This is a genomic window from Sagittula sp. SSi028 (genome assembly GCF_048553715.1).
Taxonomy (GTDB): domain Bacteria; phylum Pseudomonadota; class Alphaproteobacteria; order Rhodobacterales; family Rhodobacteraceae; genus Sagittula.
Genome location: NZ_JBLZNC010000007.1, coordinates 17,484 through 33,709, shown reverse-complemented (window position 1 = coordinate 33,709; position 16,226 = coordinate 17,484). Strand labels below are relative to the sequence as shown.

Sequence of the window (16,226 nt, the reverse complement as noted above, 5' to 3'; positions counted from 1 at the left end):
TATTGGTGCTGTTTCAGCAAATTTCAATCTCGTGAGATCAGAGATTTTCCGCCAATGGCGGCGAAACGAGTATGGCGGTCGGCATTTTCGGCAACAAATGGCCTGTCGGTGTGGTTTTGCTGTGGATCGTTTGTAGTATGGCAATTTCTTTGGGCACCAGAGCGGCAGAATCTGTGACCAGCGATGGGGAGATTCTGCGACTGCAGTGACGAGTTAACGCATGGTTCGCGATCCGGTTCCATGGGAATTTTCACTTCGTCGGTACGCCGGGCATCGGCGAACGGGGCGTCGGTCAACTGACATGAAAAATCAACTTTGGATTGCATTTCGCCCATGGCTATTTGGCGCTAAGGCGCCTTCCCCTTCTGGCCATGCAGGCCGGTGTGACGCGTCCCTGTGGTGAGTATCGCCGGAGGTGCCCGGGGCGGCAGGTCGTGAAATTGCCCGTACCTACGTCAGCAGCGGCGCGCGCGTTCTGATCGGCAACAACAATTCCGACGCGGCGCTGGAAAGCGATTTGGTGGCCGTGGCCGCTTGGCTTCAGGACCAACGGGGCGGGTTGGATCAACACGCGCATGGCTCGCCTGGCGCGAAAGGACAGCGGCGGAGCGTAACGTCACACGCCCACGGGGTGTGCAACAGTGTTAATCTGCGGGGGCAAACGACACCAAGGGCATCACGACATGAACCGACCTGACAACCAACTCAATGGCGTGCTGGAGCGTATTGCCTTTTTGCCCGAGGGACTGCGCCTGCGCGCGTTTGACTTTTTCTTTGGTCGGTTGATCCGGGCGTATCGGTCTTTGCGTATTCGCACGCGGGTTCTGACGCCCACGCGGGTCGAGATGGAGCTGCGCAACATGCGCAAGATTCGCAATCATGTGGGCGGTATCCACGGGGTGATCGCTCAGGTGCCGGGGGAGTTTGCCGCCGGTGTGCTGATCGCCCATTGGACGCCCAAGGGTGCGGTGGTCGTGGTCAAATCCATGCAGGCCAACCTGTACAAGCCGGTCAAAGGCGATGTGCGGGCGATTGCGCAGGCGGATGCGGAAACGCTGCGCGCGGTCATGGATCAGGAAAAGGGCGAACTGACTGTCGCGGTCGAGGTCATCGACGAGACCGGCGAAAGCCCCATGAGCTGTGACGTTACAATGGCATGGGTGCCGCGTGGGGGGCGCAAATCTCAGGCGCAAGCGGCCTGAGATCACTCACTAGGGGCGGTATTCCGGTTTGACGTTCGCCATGGCCAGCCGGTCCACCAGACCGGGCGCGATCAGACGCAACCACCGCCCAATCCGGTCACGGGGCGTCATCAGCACATCGCGTTTGCCCCGACGCATCCCGTCGTAGATCAGCCGCGCGCAGCGGTCCACTGGCATGGCCCGCGCATCGCGCAGCATGGACACGCCGGGCGCGACACCTCCGGCGGTATAACCCTGTTTGCGCAGGTTGGTGTCGATTGTGCCGGGATAGGCCAAGGTCACGCGCAGCCCTTTCGCGCCCATTTCCGCGCGCAGCGCCTCTAGGAAACCGGTCATGGCGAATTTGCTCGCGCAATAGGCGGTGCGTCCGGGGACCCCGACAAGACCCGCGACGGAACTGACGCCCACAACCTGCCCCTTGGTTTGCAGCAGATGCGGCAGTGCGGCTTGGGTCAACCACAGCACCGACCAGTAGTTGATGGTCATCAGGCGGTCCTGCCAGCCGTCGTCCTGCTCGGCCAGATCGATCAGATTGGCATGGGCGGACATGCCCGCGTTGTTGACCAGCACATCCAGCCTGCCAAAGCGGGCGATGGTCTGGGCGATCACATCGCGGCAGGCGGCGGCCTCGCGCAGGTCAGCGGGGATGCATAGGACATCCGTTCCATGGGGTCTGATGCGACGCGCCACGGCCTCAAGCTGTTCGGCGCGCCGCGCGACCAACACCAGCGACAGGTCCCCCCGTTCGGCTGTGCCCATCTGCGCGGCCAGCTCTGCGCCGATACCCTCGGACGCGCCGGTGATGATCACCACCTTCATGCGGGCACCGCCCCCTTGCGACGGGTCAACCATATGCCAAACAGCAGCGCGGTGATATACATTGACACGGAATACAGCGCCGCGGGCAAGGCGATGGGCAGGCTTTGCAGCACGGACAATGCCACATACAGCGCCAGTGTGGAATTATGTATGCCGATCTCAAAGCTGATGGCGCGGGCGGTGCCTTCGTCCTGTCCCGCCCATTGCGCGGCGAAATACCCCGCCAGCAGCGACAGCACGTTGAACAGGATCACCGCAGGGCCCAGCACCGCAAAGTTGTCCATCAAAGCCTGCCGTTCCGACACGATGGCGATCAGCGCAAAGCTGGCGAGCACCACGGCCGACAGGATCTTGAACGGTTTGTGCAAGCGCGCCGCGAAAGCGGGGGCCAATCGGCGCAGAAGCATCCCAAGGCTCACCGGTACCAGCACCACAGCCACCACTTGCGCGACCTTGCCGAATTGCAGCGGCACCACCGTGCCGTCCGCCCCCTCTGGCGCAAAGATGGCAATGGCAAGGTTCGAGATCACCGGAAGCGAGACGATGGCCAGCACGGTATTGATCGCCGTCAGCGAGATATTCATCGCCACCTTGCCGCCGTAGATGTGGCTGAACAGATTGGCTGTGACGCCGCCGGGCGAGGCCGCAAGGATCAGCAAACCCACTGCAAACGCCGCCGGAAGGCCAAAGCCCCACGCAATGCCCAGACAGGCCAGCGGCAGGATCACCACCTGCAGCACCAAGGCCAGCGCGACAGCGGATTTATACTGTGCCACGCGGGCAAAATCGCGCAAAGACAGCTCTAGCCCCAATCCCAGCATGACCAGCGCAAGCGCGATCAGCAGGATATCCGGCAGGATCTCCATGATGTTCATTCCGTTTTCCTCCCTTTGTCCGCGCCGCCCCCGCGCGGATTATCCTATGTCACTGGCGGCGGCGCGCCCGGCCTGTCGGCCTGAAAAGATGCAGCCGCCCAGAAATGTCCCCTCCAGCGCGCGGTAGCCGTGATAGCCCCCGCCACCAAAACCGGAGACCTCTCCAGCGGCATACAATCCCGGCAGGATTGCAGCGCCGCGACCCGGTGCGGCCTGAAAACACCGTCCGCCCAGATCGGTCTCCAACCCGCCCAATGTTTTGCGGGTCAGGATGTTCAGCTTGACGGCAATTAGCGGCCCTTTGGTCGGATCAAGAATCTTATGCGGCTTGGCCGTGCGGATCAGCTTGTCCCCGATATAATTGCGGAAGGTGCGCAGACCCATGATCTGCTGATCCTTGGTAAAGCGGTTGTCGATCTGGCGGTCGCGGTCTTCGATCTGGCGGCGCAGACGGGTCTCGTCCAGCAGGTCGTTTCCGGCGATGGTGTTCATTTGGGACACCAGCTCTGGCAACGTGTCGGCGACAGCGAAATCCGCGCCGTGTTCTTTGAACGCCTCGACCGGTCCGGTGGCTTTGGGACCAAAGGCGCGGCCCAGAACTAGCTTCCAATCACGGCCGGTCAGGTCGGGGTTTTGTTCCGACCCGGACAGGGCGAATTCCTTTTTGATGATGCTCTGGGTGAGGATGAACCACGTGTAGTCGTGGCCCGTGTCCATGATCGCCTGCAGCGCACCCAAACTGTCGTAGCCGGGGTAGTTCGGCGCTGTCATCCGTTGTCCGGTGGCGTCGAACCACATCGACGACGGGCCGGGCAGAATGCGGATGCCGTGATCGGGCCAGATCGGATCCCAATTTCGCACCCCTTCGACGTAGTGCCACATGCGATCCTTGTTAATGGTATTCGCGCCCGCCTGCTCCGTGATCCCGACCATGCGCCCGTCCACATGGGCCGGCACACCTTTGATCATCGACTTTGGGGGTTTGCCCAGCCGGTCCGGCCAGCTGGCCCGAACAAGGTCGAGATTGCCGCCGATCCCGCCGGAACAGACGATGACGGCAGGGGCACGCAGGGTGAAGTCGCCTGTGATGTCGCGGTTGGTTGGCGTGCCGCGCGGGGCGTCGTCATCTGCGAGGGTCGAGCCGGTGACACCGACGCAGGCGCCGCCCTCGATGATCAGGTCATCGACCTGATGGCGGTACAGAATGGAGATACGTCCATCGTTGATCATCTCGCGCAGCCGGTGTTCAAACACCTCGACCACGCCAGGGCCGGTGCCCCATGTCAGATGAAAGCGCGGCACAGAATTCCCGTTTGACGAGGCATCGACACCGCCGCGTTCTGCCCATCCCACAATCGGAAACACCCGCAGGCCCAGCCCGTGCAGCCAGTCGCGTTTTTCGCCGGTGGCAAATTCCACATAGGCGCGGGCCCATTGCTGTGGCCAGTGATCCTCGTCACGATCGAACCCTGCGGTGCCCCGCCAATCGGCCCAAGCCAGATCAAAGCTGTCCTTGATGCCGAGGCGGCGCTGTTCAGGCGTGTCGACCATGAAGAGACCGCCAAGGCTCCAGAATGCCTGTCCGCCAAGGTTTGCGGGGCTTTCCTGTTCGACGATGATCACCCGCTTGCCGGCGGTTGCGAGCTCTGTTGCGGCAACAAGTCCGGCCAGACCGGCCCCGACGACAATGGCGTCTGCGCTGTTTGCCATGTATTCCTCCCTCATGTGCGCGGTGGCAATTTCGCGCACTCAATACAGTATTGTATCGAAATTTAGATGAGGCAATCCATGAGTGAGCCCGAACGCAACGTCACCCTGGACCGCGCCCGTCGCCCCAAGCGCTGTGAGGTGCGCGCGCGTCTGATAGAAGGGGCGGCGCAGGCCTTTGCCGAAAAGGGGTTTGGCGGGGCGTCTATCGATTTCATCTGTGCGCAAGCGGGATTTTCGCGGGGCGCGTTCTATTCGAATTTCGCAGACAAGGATGCGTTGTTCTTCGCGCTTTATGAGCAGCGCACTGACCGGCTGTATGCGCGACTGGCGCGGATCGCGGCGGCGGCGCAAGCGGCCGATGATCCCATGGCGCAGGTGTCGCGCGAGCTGCAGGAGCCCGATGAGGACGAGCTGCGCTGGGACATTCTGAATAAGGAATTCATCGTGCATGCCCTGCGCAACGACGCGGCACGGGCGCGTCTTTTGCAATCGCGCGCGGGCAGCAAGGCGCGCTTGGCCGAGATCCTGAAAGCCCTGCGTCCCGAGCTGAGCGATCATCCCGCACAGCTGGACCGGATGGCGCGGCTGGTGATTGCATTGCACGAAGGGGAGCTGACGCAACTGGGACTGGACCCAAGCCTTTGCGCAGACAAGTCGCTATTGGCAGAGGTGGTGCCGAAAATCCTGATGGCCCCTTTGGCCTGACGCAAATTCCGCCATGACGGTAAATGAAAAACGGCGCCCCGAGGGGCGCCGTTTGCGTTTGGGGTTAGCCCCCGAAATCGTCGAGCATGATGTCCTCGCGGTCCACGCCCAGATCCAGCAGCATGTTGATGACCGATTGGTTCATAATCGGCGGACCACACATGTAGAACTCGCAGTCCTCTGGGTTGGGGTGGTTCTTGAGGTATTCTTCATACAGCACGTTGTGGATGAAGCCGGTATACCCGCCCCAATCGTCCTCGGGCAGCGCGTCCGACAAGGCCACATGCCATTCAAAGTTGGGGAATTCCGCGGCGAGCTCGTCGAAGTCCTCGACAAAGAACATCTCGCGCTTGGAACGGGCCCCGTACCAGAAGGTGATCTTGCGGTCTTTGTTCTTCAGACGCTTGAGCTGGTCAAAGATATGCGACCGCATGGGCGCCATGCCCGCACCACCACCGATGAACACCATTTCCTTGGGCGTTTCACGGGCAAAGAATTCGCCGAACGGACCGGAAATGGTGACTTTGTCACCGGGCTTCAGGTTGAAGATGTAGGACGACATCTTGCCCGGAGGGATGCCTTCGGTGCGCGGCGGCGGTGTGGCGATCCGGACGTTGAGCATGATCAGCCCTTTTTCGTCCGGGTAGTTCGCCATGGAATAGGCGCGCTCGATGGGCTCATCGACAGTGGATTCATACTGCCAGATGTTAAACTTGTCCCAATCTTCGCGGTATTCTTCGGCCACGTCGAAATCGGTGTATTTGACCGTATGCGCAGGCGCTTCGATCTGGATATAGCCACCGGCGCGGAAGTTTACGTCCTCGCCCTCGGGCAGTTCCAGAACGAGGTTCTTGATGAAGGTCGCGACGTTGTCGTTGGAGCGCACGGTGCACTCCCACTTTTTGACGCCGAACACCTCTTCGGGAACTTCGACCTGCATGTCTTGTTTCACAGCCACCTGACAGGACAGGCGGTCGCCACATGCGGCCTCGCGCTTTGTAATATGCGATTCCTCGGTCGGCAGGATAGAGCCGCCGCCCTCATGAATGCGCACGCGGCATTGCGCGCAGGTGCCACCGCCACCACAGGCGGAGGGCACGAACAGGTTTTCCGCCGCCAGCGTTTGCAGCAGCTTGCCACCGGCGGGGACCGAAATGGTTCTCTCGCCGTTGATGGTGATGTTGACGTTGCCCGACGACACCAGCCGCGAGCGCGCGACCATGATGATCGTCACCAAGGCGATGACGATCAAGGAGAAGAGCAGGACGCCAAGTCCGAAAGTCTGCATTCTGTCTATCCCTTCAGAGGTTCACGCCAGAGAAGGACATGAAGGCCATAGCCATCAGTCCGGCGCTGATGAAGGTGATCCCGAGACCCTGAAGACCATCGGGAATGTCCGAGTATTTCAGCTTTTCACGCACACCCGCCATCGCGGTGATCGCCAGCGCCCAGCCAAAGCCGGAGGACAGGCCATAAACCGTCGATTGCGCCAGATTGTAGTCGCGTTCCACCATGAACAGCGAGCCACCGAGGATCGCACAGTTCACTGTGATCAGCGGCAGGAAGACACCCAGCGCGTTGTAGAGCGGCGGAAAATACTTATCGAGGATCATCTCGAGGATCTGCACCATCGCGGCGATCACCCCGATGTAGGAGATCAGGCCAAGGAAGGTCAGATCCACATCCGGGAAACCGGCCCATGCCAGCGCACCGGGTGCCAGTAGATAGGTCAGTATCAGGTTGTTCGCCGGAACGGTGATCAACTGCACCACCATGACCGAGATGCCCAGACCAATCGCGGTTGCGACCTTTTTGGACACGGCGAGGAAGGTACACATGCCGAGGAAGAAGGCGAGGGCCATGTTCTCGACAAAGATGGCCTTCACGGCGAGGGAAAGGAGTTCTTCCATCAGTGTGCCTCCACCGTCTGGATGCGGTATTCACGCTCTTCGACCTGTTCGGGTTTCCACGACCGGAACGCCCAGATCAGCAGACCGATCACAAAGAACGCCGAGGGTGGCAGCAAAAGCAGGCCGTTGGGCACGTACCAGCCGCCGTTGTTCACCGTCTGCAGGATGGTCACGCCGAACAGCGAGCCGGAGCCGAACAGCTCACGGATGAAGCCCACCAGCATCAGGATCAGCCCGTAGCCCAGACCGTTGCCCACGCCGTCGATAAACGACGCAATCGGCGGGTTTTTCATGGCAAAGGCTTCGGCGCGGCCCATCACGATACAGTTGGTGATGATCAGACCGACGAAAACCGACAGGGTTTTAGAGATCTCGTAGGCGTAGGCCTTCAGCACCTGATCCACCACGATCACCAGCGAGGCGATGATGATCATCTGGACGATGATCCGGATGGACGACGGGATCTGGCTGCGCAGGACCGAGATAAACATGGACGAAAAGCCCGTCACCATGGTCACGGCAATCGTCATGACCAGTGCGACCTGCAGCGACGAGGTCACCGCGAGGGCCGAACAGATGCCCAGCACCTGCAGGGTGATCGGGTTGTTGTCGACCATCGGGTCGACCAGCATGCTCCGATAGGTTTGTGCCATCAGATGTCTCCCGCACGAACGCGTTCAAGGAAGGGTTCAAAACCACGCTCGCCCATCCAGAAGCGAACAAGGCTGTCTACGCCGCGCGAGGTCAGCGTCGCACCCGACAGGGCGTCAACGAAATACTCGCGGCCCGCGGGCGGCGGGGTCTTGGCGACGGTAATCGCCAATTCGCCTTCGCCGTTTTCGGTGCGCAGTTTCTTTTCATTCCACAGAGCTTTCCAACGGGGGTTGTCCACCTCGGCGCCCAGACCGGGGGTCTCTGCATGTTCGTAGAATTGCAGACCGTAGATGGTGTTCCCGTCCTCCTCGATGGCCATAAAGCCATAGAGCGTGGACCAAAGCCCGTAGCCGTACACCGGCAAGATCACCTTATCGAGCGTGCCGTCCTCGTTGCGCAGCACGTAGACGGTGACGTAGTTCGCCTGCCGCCCGATGCTGGCCGGATCGTCGTCGAGCGGCGCGGACAGCGTCAGGTCCTCGGCGGCGGAACGGTCGTCGAAGGTCAGCGGGTCAAGGACCTGGCCCTGGATGTCCTGACCGTCGGCGAATTCACCGGTGGCCAGTTCCAGAACATGCGGCTCAAAAGCATCAAATGCCTCGGCCACGTCAATGCCCTCTTCGTACAGGCCTGCGACCTGCACGATGTTGACCTGTTTGTCCAAGGCCGCGTTGCGTTCCTGCAAGGGGCGCAGCGACACAGCCGCGGCGGACACGACCATGGAGGCCACCAGACACAGGCCAAGCGCTACGGTGACGGTCTTCGCCACGTTGTCGGCCGGGGTGTCAAGGAACCGGCGCAGCGGTCCCTTGCGGGTCACGATCTCGCCCTCGGGCGCATCAAGATTGCGATCCGGTGGGTTCATCTCGGGGGTGAACTTTGCCTCCCCTTCGGTGCCGGATTGGGTTTGGTTGTCCTTATCAGGCATGGCGACGCGCCCTCCTGCGGATATTGGCCTGCACGACAAAGTAGTCGATCAGCGGGGCAAAGACGTTGCCGAACAGGATCGCCAGCATCATGCCCTCGGGGAAGGCCGGGTTAATGACGCGGATCATCACGACCATAAAGCCGATCAGAGCACCGTAGATATAGCGGCCTGCGTTGGTGTGGCTGCCCGAAACGGGTTCGGTGACCATGAACACAAGGCCGAATGCGTAGCCGCCGATCACCAGATGCCAGTACCACGGCAGGGCAAAGGCGGGATTGGTGTCAGAGCCGATCCAGTTCAGCAGCGTCGAGAAGGCGATCATGCCTGCCAGACAACCGACGACCATGCGGTAGTTGGCAATCCGCGTGGCCAGCAGGAACGCCAGACCCAGCAGCGCCGCGATGGTCGATGTTTCACCGATACAGCCCTGAATGGTGCCGATGAAGGCGTCCATCCATGTGATGCCGTAGTCGGGCAGGGCGGCGGGCCCTTCGGATGCGGTGATCGACAGGGCGGTGGCACCGGAAAAGCCGTCCACCGGCGTCCAGATGGTGTCACCGGACATATAGGCGGGATAGGCGAAGTACAAAAAGGCACGGCCCACCAGCGCGGGGTTGAGAAAGTTCTTACCCGTGCCGCCAAAGACCTCTTTACCGATGACCACCCCGAAGATGATGCCAAGCGCGACCTGCCAAAGCGGCGTCGAAGCCGGCAGGATCAGCGTGTAGAGCATAGAGGTGACAAGGAAGCCCTCGTTGACCTCGTGGCGACGGATCGTGGCAAAGATCACCTCGAACAGACCACCTGCGACCAGCGTCGTGATGTAGATCGGAAGGAAATACAGCAACCCGTGCAGCATGTTGGCGATGGGGTTGGCGGGGTTGAACCCGATCCCCAGCGTGTCGATGATCCACGCGCGCCAGCCGGAGGCACCCAGTTCCTGAATCGCCATGTTGGTCTGCAGGCCGGTGTTGTACAGGCCGAACAGAATACAGGGGATGGTTGCGATCACGACATAGGTCATGATCCGCTTCATATCGATGTACGACCGCGCGTGGGGCGCGGCGGTGGTCACCGTCTTTGGTGTAAACAGGAAGCTCTCGACCATCTCGTAGAGGGGGAAGTACCGTTCGTACTTGCCGCCCTTTTCAAAGTTGGGCTCGATCCTGTCGAAGAAACTGCGCAATCCCATGCCTCAGCCGTCCTTCTCGATCTTGGTCAGGCAGTCGCGAAGCGCCATGCCATATTCATATTTGGCCGGGCAGGCAAAGCCGCACAGACCCAAATCTTCTTCGTCCAGTTCCAGCACACCCAGCGCCTGCGCCTGATCGGTGTCCATGACCAGCAGCGACCGCAGTAGCTGTGTCGGCAGATAGTCCTGCGGCATCAGCTGTTCGAACGTGCCGATCGGTACCATGGCGCGGCGTCCACCGTTGAGGTTGGTGGTCAGCTTGTACAGCTTGTTCGACAGGGCAGAGCCCAGAACCGGCTGGAACGCATATTTCGAGGGCATCGGACGAATCCAGCCCATCGGGATCTGTTTGTGGTCTTCTTCCATCAAGGTGACCTGACGGGCGTAGCGGCCCAGATAGCCCGACTCGCCCTCGGCGGCGCGGCCCGACAGAACCGACCCGGAAATGCGGCGGATCGGCAGATTGTCGGGGTTGTCGTTGGCTGTCAGCTCTTCGATGGAGGCGCCGGCATAGGTTTCCACCAGACGCGGCGCGGCGGCCAGCGGACCGGTGATGGCGACCACGCGGCGGCTGTCCAGCTGGCCGGTGCCCAAAAGGCGGCCGATGGCAATGACATCCTGATAGCCGATGGACCAGACGGTCTTTTCAGCGGTGGGCGCGTCGAGGAAATGCATATGCGTCCCCGGCAGGCCCGCGGGATGCGGCCCCGAGAAACCGGCGGCGGTGACGCCTGCCAGATCGGCACCGGGCAGCGGGCTGCCTTGCGCCTGGCACAGATAGGTGGCCCCGTCGGTCAGCAGCGTTATCGCCTGCAGGCCGCGCGTGAAATCATCGGCGGCGGCGCGGATGATGGGCGCGGGGTCTGCCGCCAGCGGCTCCGTGTCCATCGCCTGCACAAAGATCGCCGCCGGACGGCTGCCCACTTCGGGCACCTTGGAATAGGGGCGGGTGCGGAAGGACGTCCACAGACCGGCGGCGGCCAGACGCTCTGTCACACCCTCGGCAGTGGTGATGTCACCCGTGCTGGAGAAATCCACCGGCGCTGCGGCCTGTTCGTCCACTTCGATCACGACAGAGATCAGCTTGCGGCGGGCGCCGCGGTTGATCGCCTTCACGCGGCCGGACACCGGAGCGGTCATAACCGCGTCGGGATTGTCCTTATGCGCAAAGATCGGCGCGCCGGCAGCGACAACGTCGCCCTCGGCCACGGCCAGTCGTGGTTTCAATCCAACGTAGTCGTCGCCCAGCAAGCCAACCGTTTGCACGGAAGCCTGTGTTACCTGGTCGGTCGACACGGAACCCTCGATAGGAAGATCGAGGCCTTTTCGAAGTGTGTAATTTTGCACTTTGGTCGCCATCCGATTTTTTCGGCACCTTATGCAACGGCACGGCGGTAAACAAAACCGTCCCAAGTCGTCTTTTTTCGAGTTATTTTATCGCACCCCACTGGGTTGCGGCCAAACAGAGCAGATTATATGCACGGCCCTGCGCCGTTGGCGCGTCTCAAACAACGGAGTTTTGCGCAGTGTCCGGCATCACGACATTTTCCCGGCGTTCCTTTCTGATCATGACCGCAGCGGCTGTGGCCGCCTGTAAGCCCGAGGCCGAAGTGCTGAAGCTGTCGGGTAACACGATGGGAACACAGTATAATGTAGTGGCTGTGCCCACTGGCGGCGCGCTGGATCGCGCGGCGGTGTCAGCGGCTATCGAGACAGCTTTGGCGGATGTGACCGCCGAGATGTCGAACTGGGATGCGGGGTCCGAGATTTCGCGCCTGAACGCGTCGAAGGCCGGTGCGCCTGTGCGACTCTCCCCTGCTCTCGCAAATGTGATGCAAAATGCCAACGCTGTGCATCTGGCCTCTGATGGTCGTTTTGACGTCACAGTTGGCGCTTTGATCGACCTGTGGGGCTTTGGTGTCGCAGACGTGGCGCCCAATATTCCGGCGGATTCTGCAATCGCGGATGCCATGCAGCGCGCCGGCCAAGGCCGTGTGCTGGACCTGCAGGGCGATGTGCTGACCAAACAGACCGACGGTGCAGAAATCTATCTGGCCGCCATCGGCAAGGGGCATGGTGTGGACCGCGTCGCAGACGCGCTGCGCGGCTTGGGCATCACCGATTTCATGGTAGAAATCGGCGGCGATCTCTACACCGCTGGTAACAACCCCGAAGGCACGCCGTGGCAGATCGGGATCGAATCACCGGTCGCGGGCCAGCGCGGCCTGTACAGCGTGGCGGATGTGTCCAATCTGGGCATGGCGACCTCGGGCGATTACCGCAACTTCTTTGAGGCAGATGGCACCCGTTATTCGCACATCATTGATCCCGCGACCGGACGCCCCATCTTGCATGACACTGTTTCCGCAACGGTTCTGACCGAGAACGCCATGCTGGCGGACGCTTGGGCCACCGCAATGCTGGTGCTGGGCCGCGAGCGTGGTCTTGAGATTGCCGAGGCGGAGGGTCTTGCCGTGACCTTCATCGATCGTGACGGCGAAGGCTTCAAAACCACTGAAAGCAGCCGCTTCAAGGCGCTGCAAGCCTAAGCGACAAGGAATCACGCCATGCAAACCCTGTTTCTAAGCTTTGCTCTGCTGGCCCTGGTGATGCTGGGCATGGCGGTTGGCGTGATTTTCTCTGGCCGCCGGATCAAAGGCAGCTGCGGCGGGTTGAATGCCATTGCGGACGCGGATCAATGCCTTGTCTGCAAAAAGGAAATCGACCCCGACAGCCCGCTGCGTGAACGTCTGGCCTGCCCGCGCGCGCGCAAGATGCTGGAACGCGCGGGGCTGGATCACGAAGACTGATCAGCCGTTCACCATCGGCACAAAGCTCAAGGTAAGCAGGCCAAAGGCCGCGATCACACCATAGGCCCACAGCTTCCAGCGTGGGCCTTCGTTTTTCCACGTCCTGCGATAGGCATAGCCGGCAAGGCAGGCTGCGGTGAAAATCAGGGTCGCGGTGACGGGTGTCAGCATAAAGTCGGACAAATTAAGAGGATCCATCTGGCAGGTTTTGGGGTTTAATGGGTGTTGCACCACGTGCGACCGCGAAACAAGCAAGGAACGATCCCATGGCCGAATCTTATCGCCCGCCTTTGCGCAAGGACGCCGAATCCCGCAGCAAAACGCAGTCCGTCGAAACAAACACCTCTGCCGCGCAGGCCAAGGTTCAGGAGGTTCTGGACAACAAGGACCCGCGGATCTTTACCATCGGGCAGGATCAGACCTTGCACCGTGCGGTCGAACTGCTGCGCGAATATCGCATCGGCGCGTTGGTTGTCACCGATGACGCGGGCAAGCTGTCCGGCATCCTGTCGGAGCGCGATATTGTGCGCAAGCTGGCCGACACTCCGGGCCAGACCCTGCCGCAACTGGTCGAGGATGTGATGACCCGTCAGGTCGAGACATGCACGGCCGAGGATTTGCTGGTGATCGTTCTGCGCCGCATGACCGACGGGCGATTCCGTCACATGCCGGTGCTGGATCGCGGAGATCTGGTTGGCATGGTCACAATCGGTGATGCGGTGAATTTCCGGCTCAACCAGCTCGAAGAAGAAGCCCTGCAGATCAAGCAGTTGATTGTGGGCTAAGCGATTGCGGCGGGGTTAGCCCTCGCCGCCCTTTGTTGCGGATCTGTACCAAGTGACAATCTGCTGACGCGCTTGCGGGTCCATATCGATGGCATTGGGCGGCGGCATGGCATGGCTGCGCCCCGCCTGCATGTAAATCTGGTCTGCATGGCGCGCCACATCCGCGCGGGTTTCCAGAACCACGCCCTTGGGTGGCCAGTGCAAGCCGTTCCATGCGGGCTCTCGCCCGTGGCACATGGAACAATTGCCCACCACAGTTAGATAGGCGTCGTCGAATCCCTCTGCCGACGCAAACCGTTCCTCATAGGGGGTCAGCGCGCGGGCTTCGCTGTCCTCGAAACTGTCCATCCCTTTGACCGTGGAAAGCCACGCAATCACCACCATGATCAAGACCGTCACCAGCCACGTCCAATGCGGCCCTTTGCCGGTGCGGTGCATCGTGTTGAAATAATGCCGGATCGTCACGCCGGTCAGGAAGATGAGACAGGCGATGATCCACGCGTATTGGGTGCCAAAGGCCAGCGGATAGTGGTTTGACAGCATCAGGAACACGACCGGCAAGGTCAGATAGTTGTTGTGGGTGGACCGCAGCTTGGCGATTTTGCCGTATTTCGCATCCGGTTTGCGGCCTGCCTTTAGATCCGCGACCACGATGCGCTGGTTCGGCATGATCTGGAAAAACACGTTGCCGGTCATGATCGACGCGGTGAATGCGCCCAGATGCAGCAGCGCGGCGCGTCCGGTAAAGATCTGGTTATAGCCCCAGCTCATCGTGACGAGAATCGCGAACAAGATCAACATCAGCAGGGTCGGTGTCTCACCCAGCTTGGATTTGCACAGCTGATCATAAGCCAGCCAGCCAATGGTCAGCGACCCCGCGGAAATCGCGATGCCCTGCCAAAGCGCCAGATCGGCCTTTGTCGGGTCCAGCAGGAACAGCTCTCCGCCGACCCAGTAGACCACCATCAACAGGGCCGCGCCGGACAGCCAAGTGGTGTAGCTTTGCCATTTGTGCCAGGTCAGATGCTCGGGCATGCGCTCGGGGGCGACCATGTATTTGACGGTGTGGTAGAACCCGCCGCCGTGGACTTCCCATTCCTCGCCATGCGCGCCTTCGGGCAGGGCGGCGTTGGGCTTTAGCATCAGATCGAGCGCGATAAAGTAGAAGGACGCCCCGATCCATGCCATCGCCGCAATCACGTGCAGCCAACGCACACTGAAGGCGATCCATTCCCAGATGATCGCGAAATCGTACATGCATCCCTCCGAGGTTTTGCGCAGTATAGCGGCCCCTCCTTTTTCCTGCTATTTGCCGCAAAGGCCAAGCAGCATCAAAAAAAACCGAAGAATGTCCTATTTCGACAACATCCGCACCTTTGTCCGTGTCTACGAATTGGGCAGCATGTCCGCCGCCGGTCGGGATCTGAGGATTTCGGCGGCGGTGACCTCCTCGCGCATCTCACAGCTAGAGGACCGGCTGGGCGTGCGCCTGTTCCAGCGGACAACACGCAGCCTCAGCGCGACGGAGCATGGCGAATCATTTTATCGCGGGGCCACTGCCATCCTCGAGGCGGTCGAGGACGCCGAGGCGCAGATCACAAATGTCACCGAACATTTGCGCGGCTCGCTGTATGTGGCGGCGCCGCTGGGGGTCGGGCGACGCCTGATCGCGCCGCAAGTGCCTGATTTTCTGGCGGACTATCCCGATGTCAGCGTTCGTTTGCGCCTGTCTGACCGCAAGGTGGATCTGACGACAGAGGGTCTGGATCTTGCGTTTTTCCTTGGCCAGCCCGAGGACAGCAATCTGCGCATCCGCAAGATCGCGGATGTGGAACGGGTGCTGTGTGCTGCGCCAGACTACATCGCGCGGCGCGGCATGCCGCTGGATGGGGATGCGCTGGTGCGCGACGGCCATGACTGTCTGAACCTACGGTTTCCCGGCGCGGCGGAATTCCAGTGGCGTTTGCAAACACCACAGGGGCCACGGCGTTTTGCGGTCTCGGGGCGCTTTGAATCGGACGATGGCGACGTGCTGACCGATTGGGCGCTGGCCGGGCAAGGCGTGGTGATGAAGCCCGTGTTCGAAGTGGCCGACCATTTGCGCAGCGGGGCCTTGGTGCCGGTGGCAACACAGACCCCGCCCGAGCCCATCCAGATGGCCTGCCTGTTCACGCATCGGCGCAGACAGGACCCCAAGGCGCGCATTTTCATGGAGTTTATCATCCAGCGGATCAGCGCGCGCTTCACCGCTTAGCTGCCGCGATAGGTGCTCATGCCGTAGGGCGACAGCAACAACGGCACGTGGTAATGGGCCTGCGGATCGGACATGCCAAAGCGGATCGGCACCTGATCGAGGAACAGGATCTCTCCCTCGGCTTGGCCGCTGCTGCGCAGATAGTCACCGGCAAAGAACACCAGCTCGTAGGTGCCGGTGGCAAAGGCGTCTGCTGGCAGGATCGGCGCATCGGTGCGACCGTCTGCATTGGTCACGGTTTGTGCGATCTCCTCGCGCGTCTCGCCGGTCAGGCGGTACAGCTTGATCTCGATACCTTCGGCAGGGCAGCCGCGCGCGGTGTCGAGAACATGGGTGGTCAGATAGCCGGTCATGGGAGTCTCCTGATGCGGTGGCGTCATGT

19 protein-coding genes are annotated in these 16,226 nt (G+C 61.2%); 6 read left to right on the top strand and 13 right to left on the bottom strand.

Annotated elements, in window-relative coordinates; all coding sequences use genetic code 11:
* Positions 1-23: 23 nt before the first annotated feature.
* A complete protein-coding gene (locus ACN5AZ_RS13975; protein ID WP_419429512.1) occupies positions 24-335 on the bottom strand; it encodes a hypothetical protein in 312 nt (103 codons plus the stop codon).
* Positions 336-683: 348 nt separating this feature from the next.
* Between ACN5AZ_RS13975 and ACN5AZ_RS13970 the strand changes: the two genes are divergently transcribed.
* The gene (locus ACN5AZ_RS13970; RefSeq protein ID WP_419429511.1) at positions 684-1,202 is read left to right on the top strand and encodes a DUF4442 domain-containing protein; all 519 of its coding nucleotides are present in this window, start codon (positions 684-686) and stop codon (positions 1,200-1,202) included.
* 9 nt (positions 1,203-1,211) lie between these two features.
* Here ACN5AZ_RS13970 and ACN5AZ_RS13965 read toward each other — a convergent pair whose 3' ends face one another.
* From ACN5AZ_RS13965 to ACN5AZ_RS13955, 3 genes are read right to left on the bottom strand one after another with little or no spacing between them, the layout of a single operon-like run.
* Positions 1,212-2,021, bottom strand: coding sequence for an SDR family oxidoreductase (locus tag ACN5AZ_RS13965; RefSeq protein WP_419429510.1), 810 nt, complete (start codon positions 2,019-2,021; stop codon positions 1,212-1,214).
* Positions 2,018-2,896: a bile acid:sodium symporter family protein gene (locus tag ACN5AZ_RS13960; protein WP_419429509.1), complete on the bottom strand. Its 879-nt coding sequence runs from the start codon at positions 2,894-2,896 to the stop codon at positions 2,018-2,020. The genes ACN5AZ_RS13965 and ACN5AZ_RS13960 overlap by 4 nt, the downstream gene beginning before the upstream one ends.
* A gap of 39 nt (positions 2,897-2,935) precedes the next feature.
* Positions 2,936-4,606 (bottom strand): FAD-binding dehydrogenase, encoded by a 1,671-nt coding sequence (locus tag ACN5AZ_RS13955; RefSeq protein WP_419429508.1) that lies wholly within the window; start codon positions 4,604-4,606, stop codon positions 2,936-2,938.
* A gap of 78 nt (positions 4,607-4,684) precedes the next feature.
* Here ACN5AZ_RS13955 and ACN5AZ_RS13950 point away from each other — a divergent pair, with 78 nt between their 5' ends.
* Positions 4,685-5,311, top strand: coding sequence for a TetR/AcrR family transcriptional regulator (locus tag ACN5AZ_RS13950; protein WP_419429507.1), 627 nt, complete (start codon positions 4,685-4,687; stop codon positions 5,309-5,311).
* Between the two features lie 64 nt (positions 5,312-5,375).
* Here the strand turns inward: ACN5AZ_RS13950 and nqrF are convergent, their stop codons facing one another.
* Genes nqrF through ACN5AZ_RS13920 form a run of 6 tightly spaced genes read right to left on the bottom strand, consistent with a single transcriptional unit; the run spans position 5,376 to position 11,342 of the window.
* Complete coding sequence (nqrF, locus tag ACN5AZ_RS13945; RefSeq protein WP_419429506.1) at positions 5,376-6,599, bottom strand: NADH:ubiquinone reductase (Na(+)-transporting) subunit F; 1,224 nt, start codon at positions 6,597-6,599, stop codon at positions 5,376-5,378.
* 13 nt (positions 6,600-6,612) lie between these two features.
* Entirely contained in the window at positions 6,613-7,221 is a 609-nt protein-coding gene (gene nqrE, locus ACN5AZ_RS13940; protein ID WP_419429505.1) for an NADH:ubiquinone reductase (Na(+)-transporting) subunit E, read from the bottom strand.
* The gene (locus tag ACN5AZ_RS13935) at positions 7,221-7,874 is read right to left on the bottom strand and encodes an NADH:ubiquinone reductase (Na(+)-transporting) subunit D (RefSeq protein ID WP_419429504.1); all 654 of its coding nucleotides are present in this window, start codon (positions 7,872-7,874) and stop codon (positions 7,221-7,223) included. Before ACN5AZ_RS13935 ends, nqrE begins: the two co-directional genes overlap by 1 nt.
* A complete protein-coding gene (locus ACN5AZ_RS13930; RefSeq protein ID WP_419429682.1) occupies positions 7,874-8,740 on the bottom strand; it encodes a Na(+)-translocating NADH-quinone reductase subunit C in 867 nt (288 codons plus the stop codon). Before ACN5AZ_RS13930 ends, ACN5AZ_RS13935 begins: the two co-directional genes overlap by 1 nt.
* A 55-nt stretch (positions 8,741-8,795) precedes the next feature.
* The gene (locus tag ACN5AZ_RS13925; protein ID WP_419429503.1) at positions 8,796-9,995 is read right to left on the bottom strand and encodes an NADH:ubiquinone reductase (Na(+)-transporting) subunit B; all 1,200 of its coding nucleotides are present in this window, start codon (positions 9,993-9,995) and stop codon (positions 8,796-8,798) included.
* Positions 9,996-9,998: 3 nt separating this feature from the next.
* Positions 9,999-11,342 (bottom strand): Na(+)-translocating NADH-quinone reductase subunit A, encoded by a 1,344-nt coding sequence (locus ACN5AZ_RS13920; RefSeq protein ID WP_419429681.1) that lies wholly within the window; start codon positions 11,340-11,342, stop codon positions 9,999-10,001.
* A gap of 221 nt (positions 11,343-11,563) precedes the next feature.
* On the opposite strand from ACN5AZ_RS13920, the gene ACN5AZ_RS13915 reads away from it, so the two are divergent.
* Together ACN5AZ_RS13915 and nqrM are read left to right on the top strand one after the other, a co-directional pair.
* The gene (locus ACN5AZ_RS13915; protein ID WP_419429502.1) at positions 11,564-12,544 is read left to right on the top strand and encodes an FAD:protein FMN transferase; all 981 of its coding nucleotides are present in this window, start codon (positions 11,564-11,566) and stop codon (positions 12,542-12,544) included.
* An 18-nt stretch (positions 12,545-12,562) separates the two neighbouring features.
* Positions 12,563-12,805: a (Na+)-NQR maturation NqrM gene (gene nqrM / locus ACN5AZ_RS13910; protein WP_419429501.1), complete on the top strand. Its 243-nt coding sequence runs from the start codon at positions 12,563-12,565 to the stop codon at positions 12,803-12,805.
* On the opposite strand, the gene ACN5AZ_RS13905 is transcribed toward nqrM, so the two are convergent.
* On the bottom strand, positions 12,806-13,003 hold the full coding sequence (locus tag ACN5AZ_RS13905) for a hypothetical protein (protein ID WP_419429500.1): 198 nt from the start codon (positions 13,001-13,003) through the stop codon (positions 12,806-12,808).
* A 68-nt stretch (positions 13,004-13,071) separates the two neighbouring features.
* Between ACN5AZ_RS13905 and ACN5AZ_RS13900 the strand changes: the two genes are divergently transcribed.
* The gene (locus ACN5AZ_RS13900) at positions 13,072-13,590 is read left to right on the top strand and encodes a CBS domain-containing protein (RefSeq protein WP_419429499.1); all 519 of its coding nucleotides are present in this window, start codon (positions 13,072-13,074) and stop codon (positions 13,588-13,590) included.
* A gap of 15 nt (positions 13,591-13,605) precedes the next feature.
* Here the strand turns inward: ACN5AZ_RS13900 and ACN5AZ_RS13895 are convergent, their stop codons facing one another.
* A complete protein-coding gene (locus ACN5AZ_RS13895) occupies positions 13,606-14,847 on the bottom strand; it encodes a urate hydroxylase PuuD (protein WP_419429498.1) in 1,242 nt (413 codons plus the stop codon).
* Between the two features lie 91 nt (positions 14,848-14,938).
* Here ACN5AZ_RS13895 and ACN5AZ_RS13890 point away from each other — a divergent pair, with 91 nt between their 5' ends.
* Entirely contained in the window at positions 14,939-15,844 is a 906-nt protein-coding gene (locus tag ACN5AZ_RS13890; protein ID WP_419429497.1) for a LysR family transcriptional regulator, read from the top strand.
* Here ACN5AZ_RS13890 and uraH read toward each other — a convergent pair.
* Positions 15,841-16,197, bottom strand: a complete 357-nt coding sequence (uraH, locus tag ACN5AZ_RS13885; protein WP_419429496.1) for a hydroxyisourate hydrolase — start codon at positions 16,195-16,197, stop codon at positions 15,841-15,843. The two genes, ACN5AZ_RS13890 and uraH, sit on opposite strands and share 4 nt — an antisense overlap.
* Positions 16,198-16,226 lie beyond the last annotated feature (29 nt).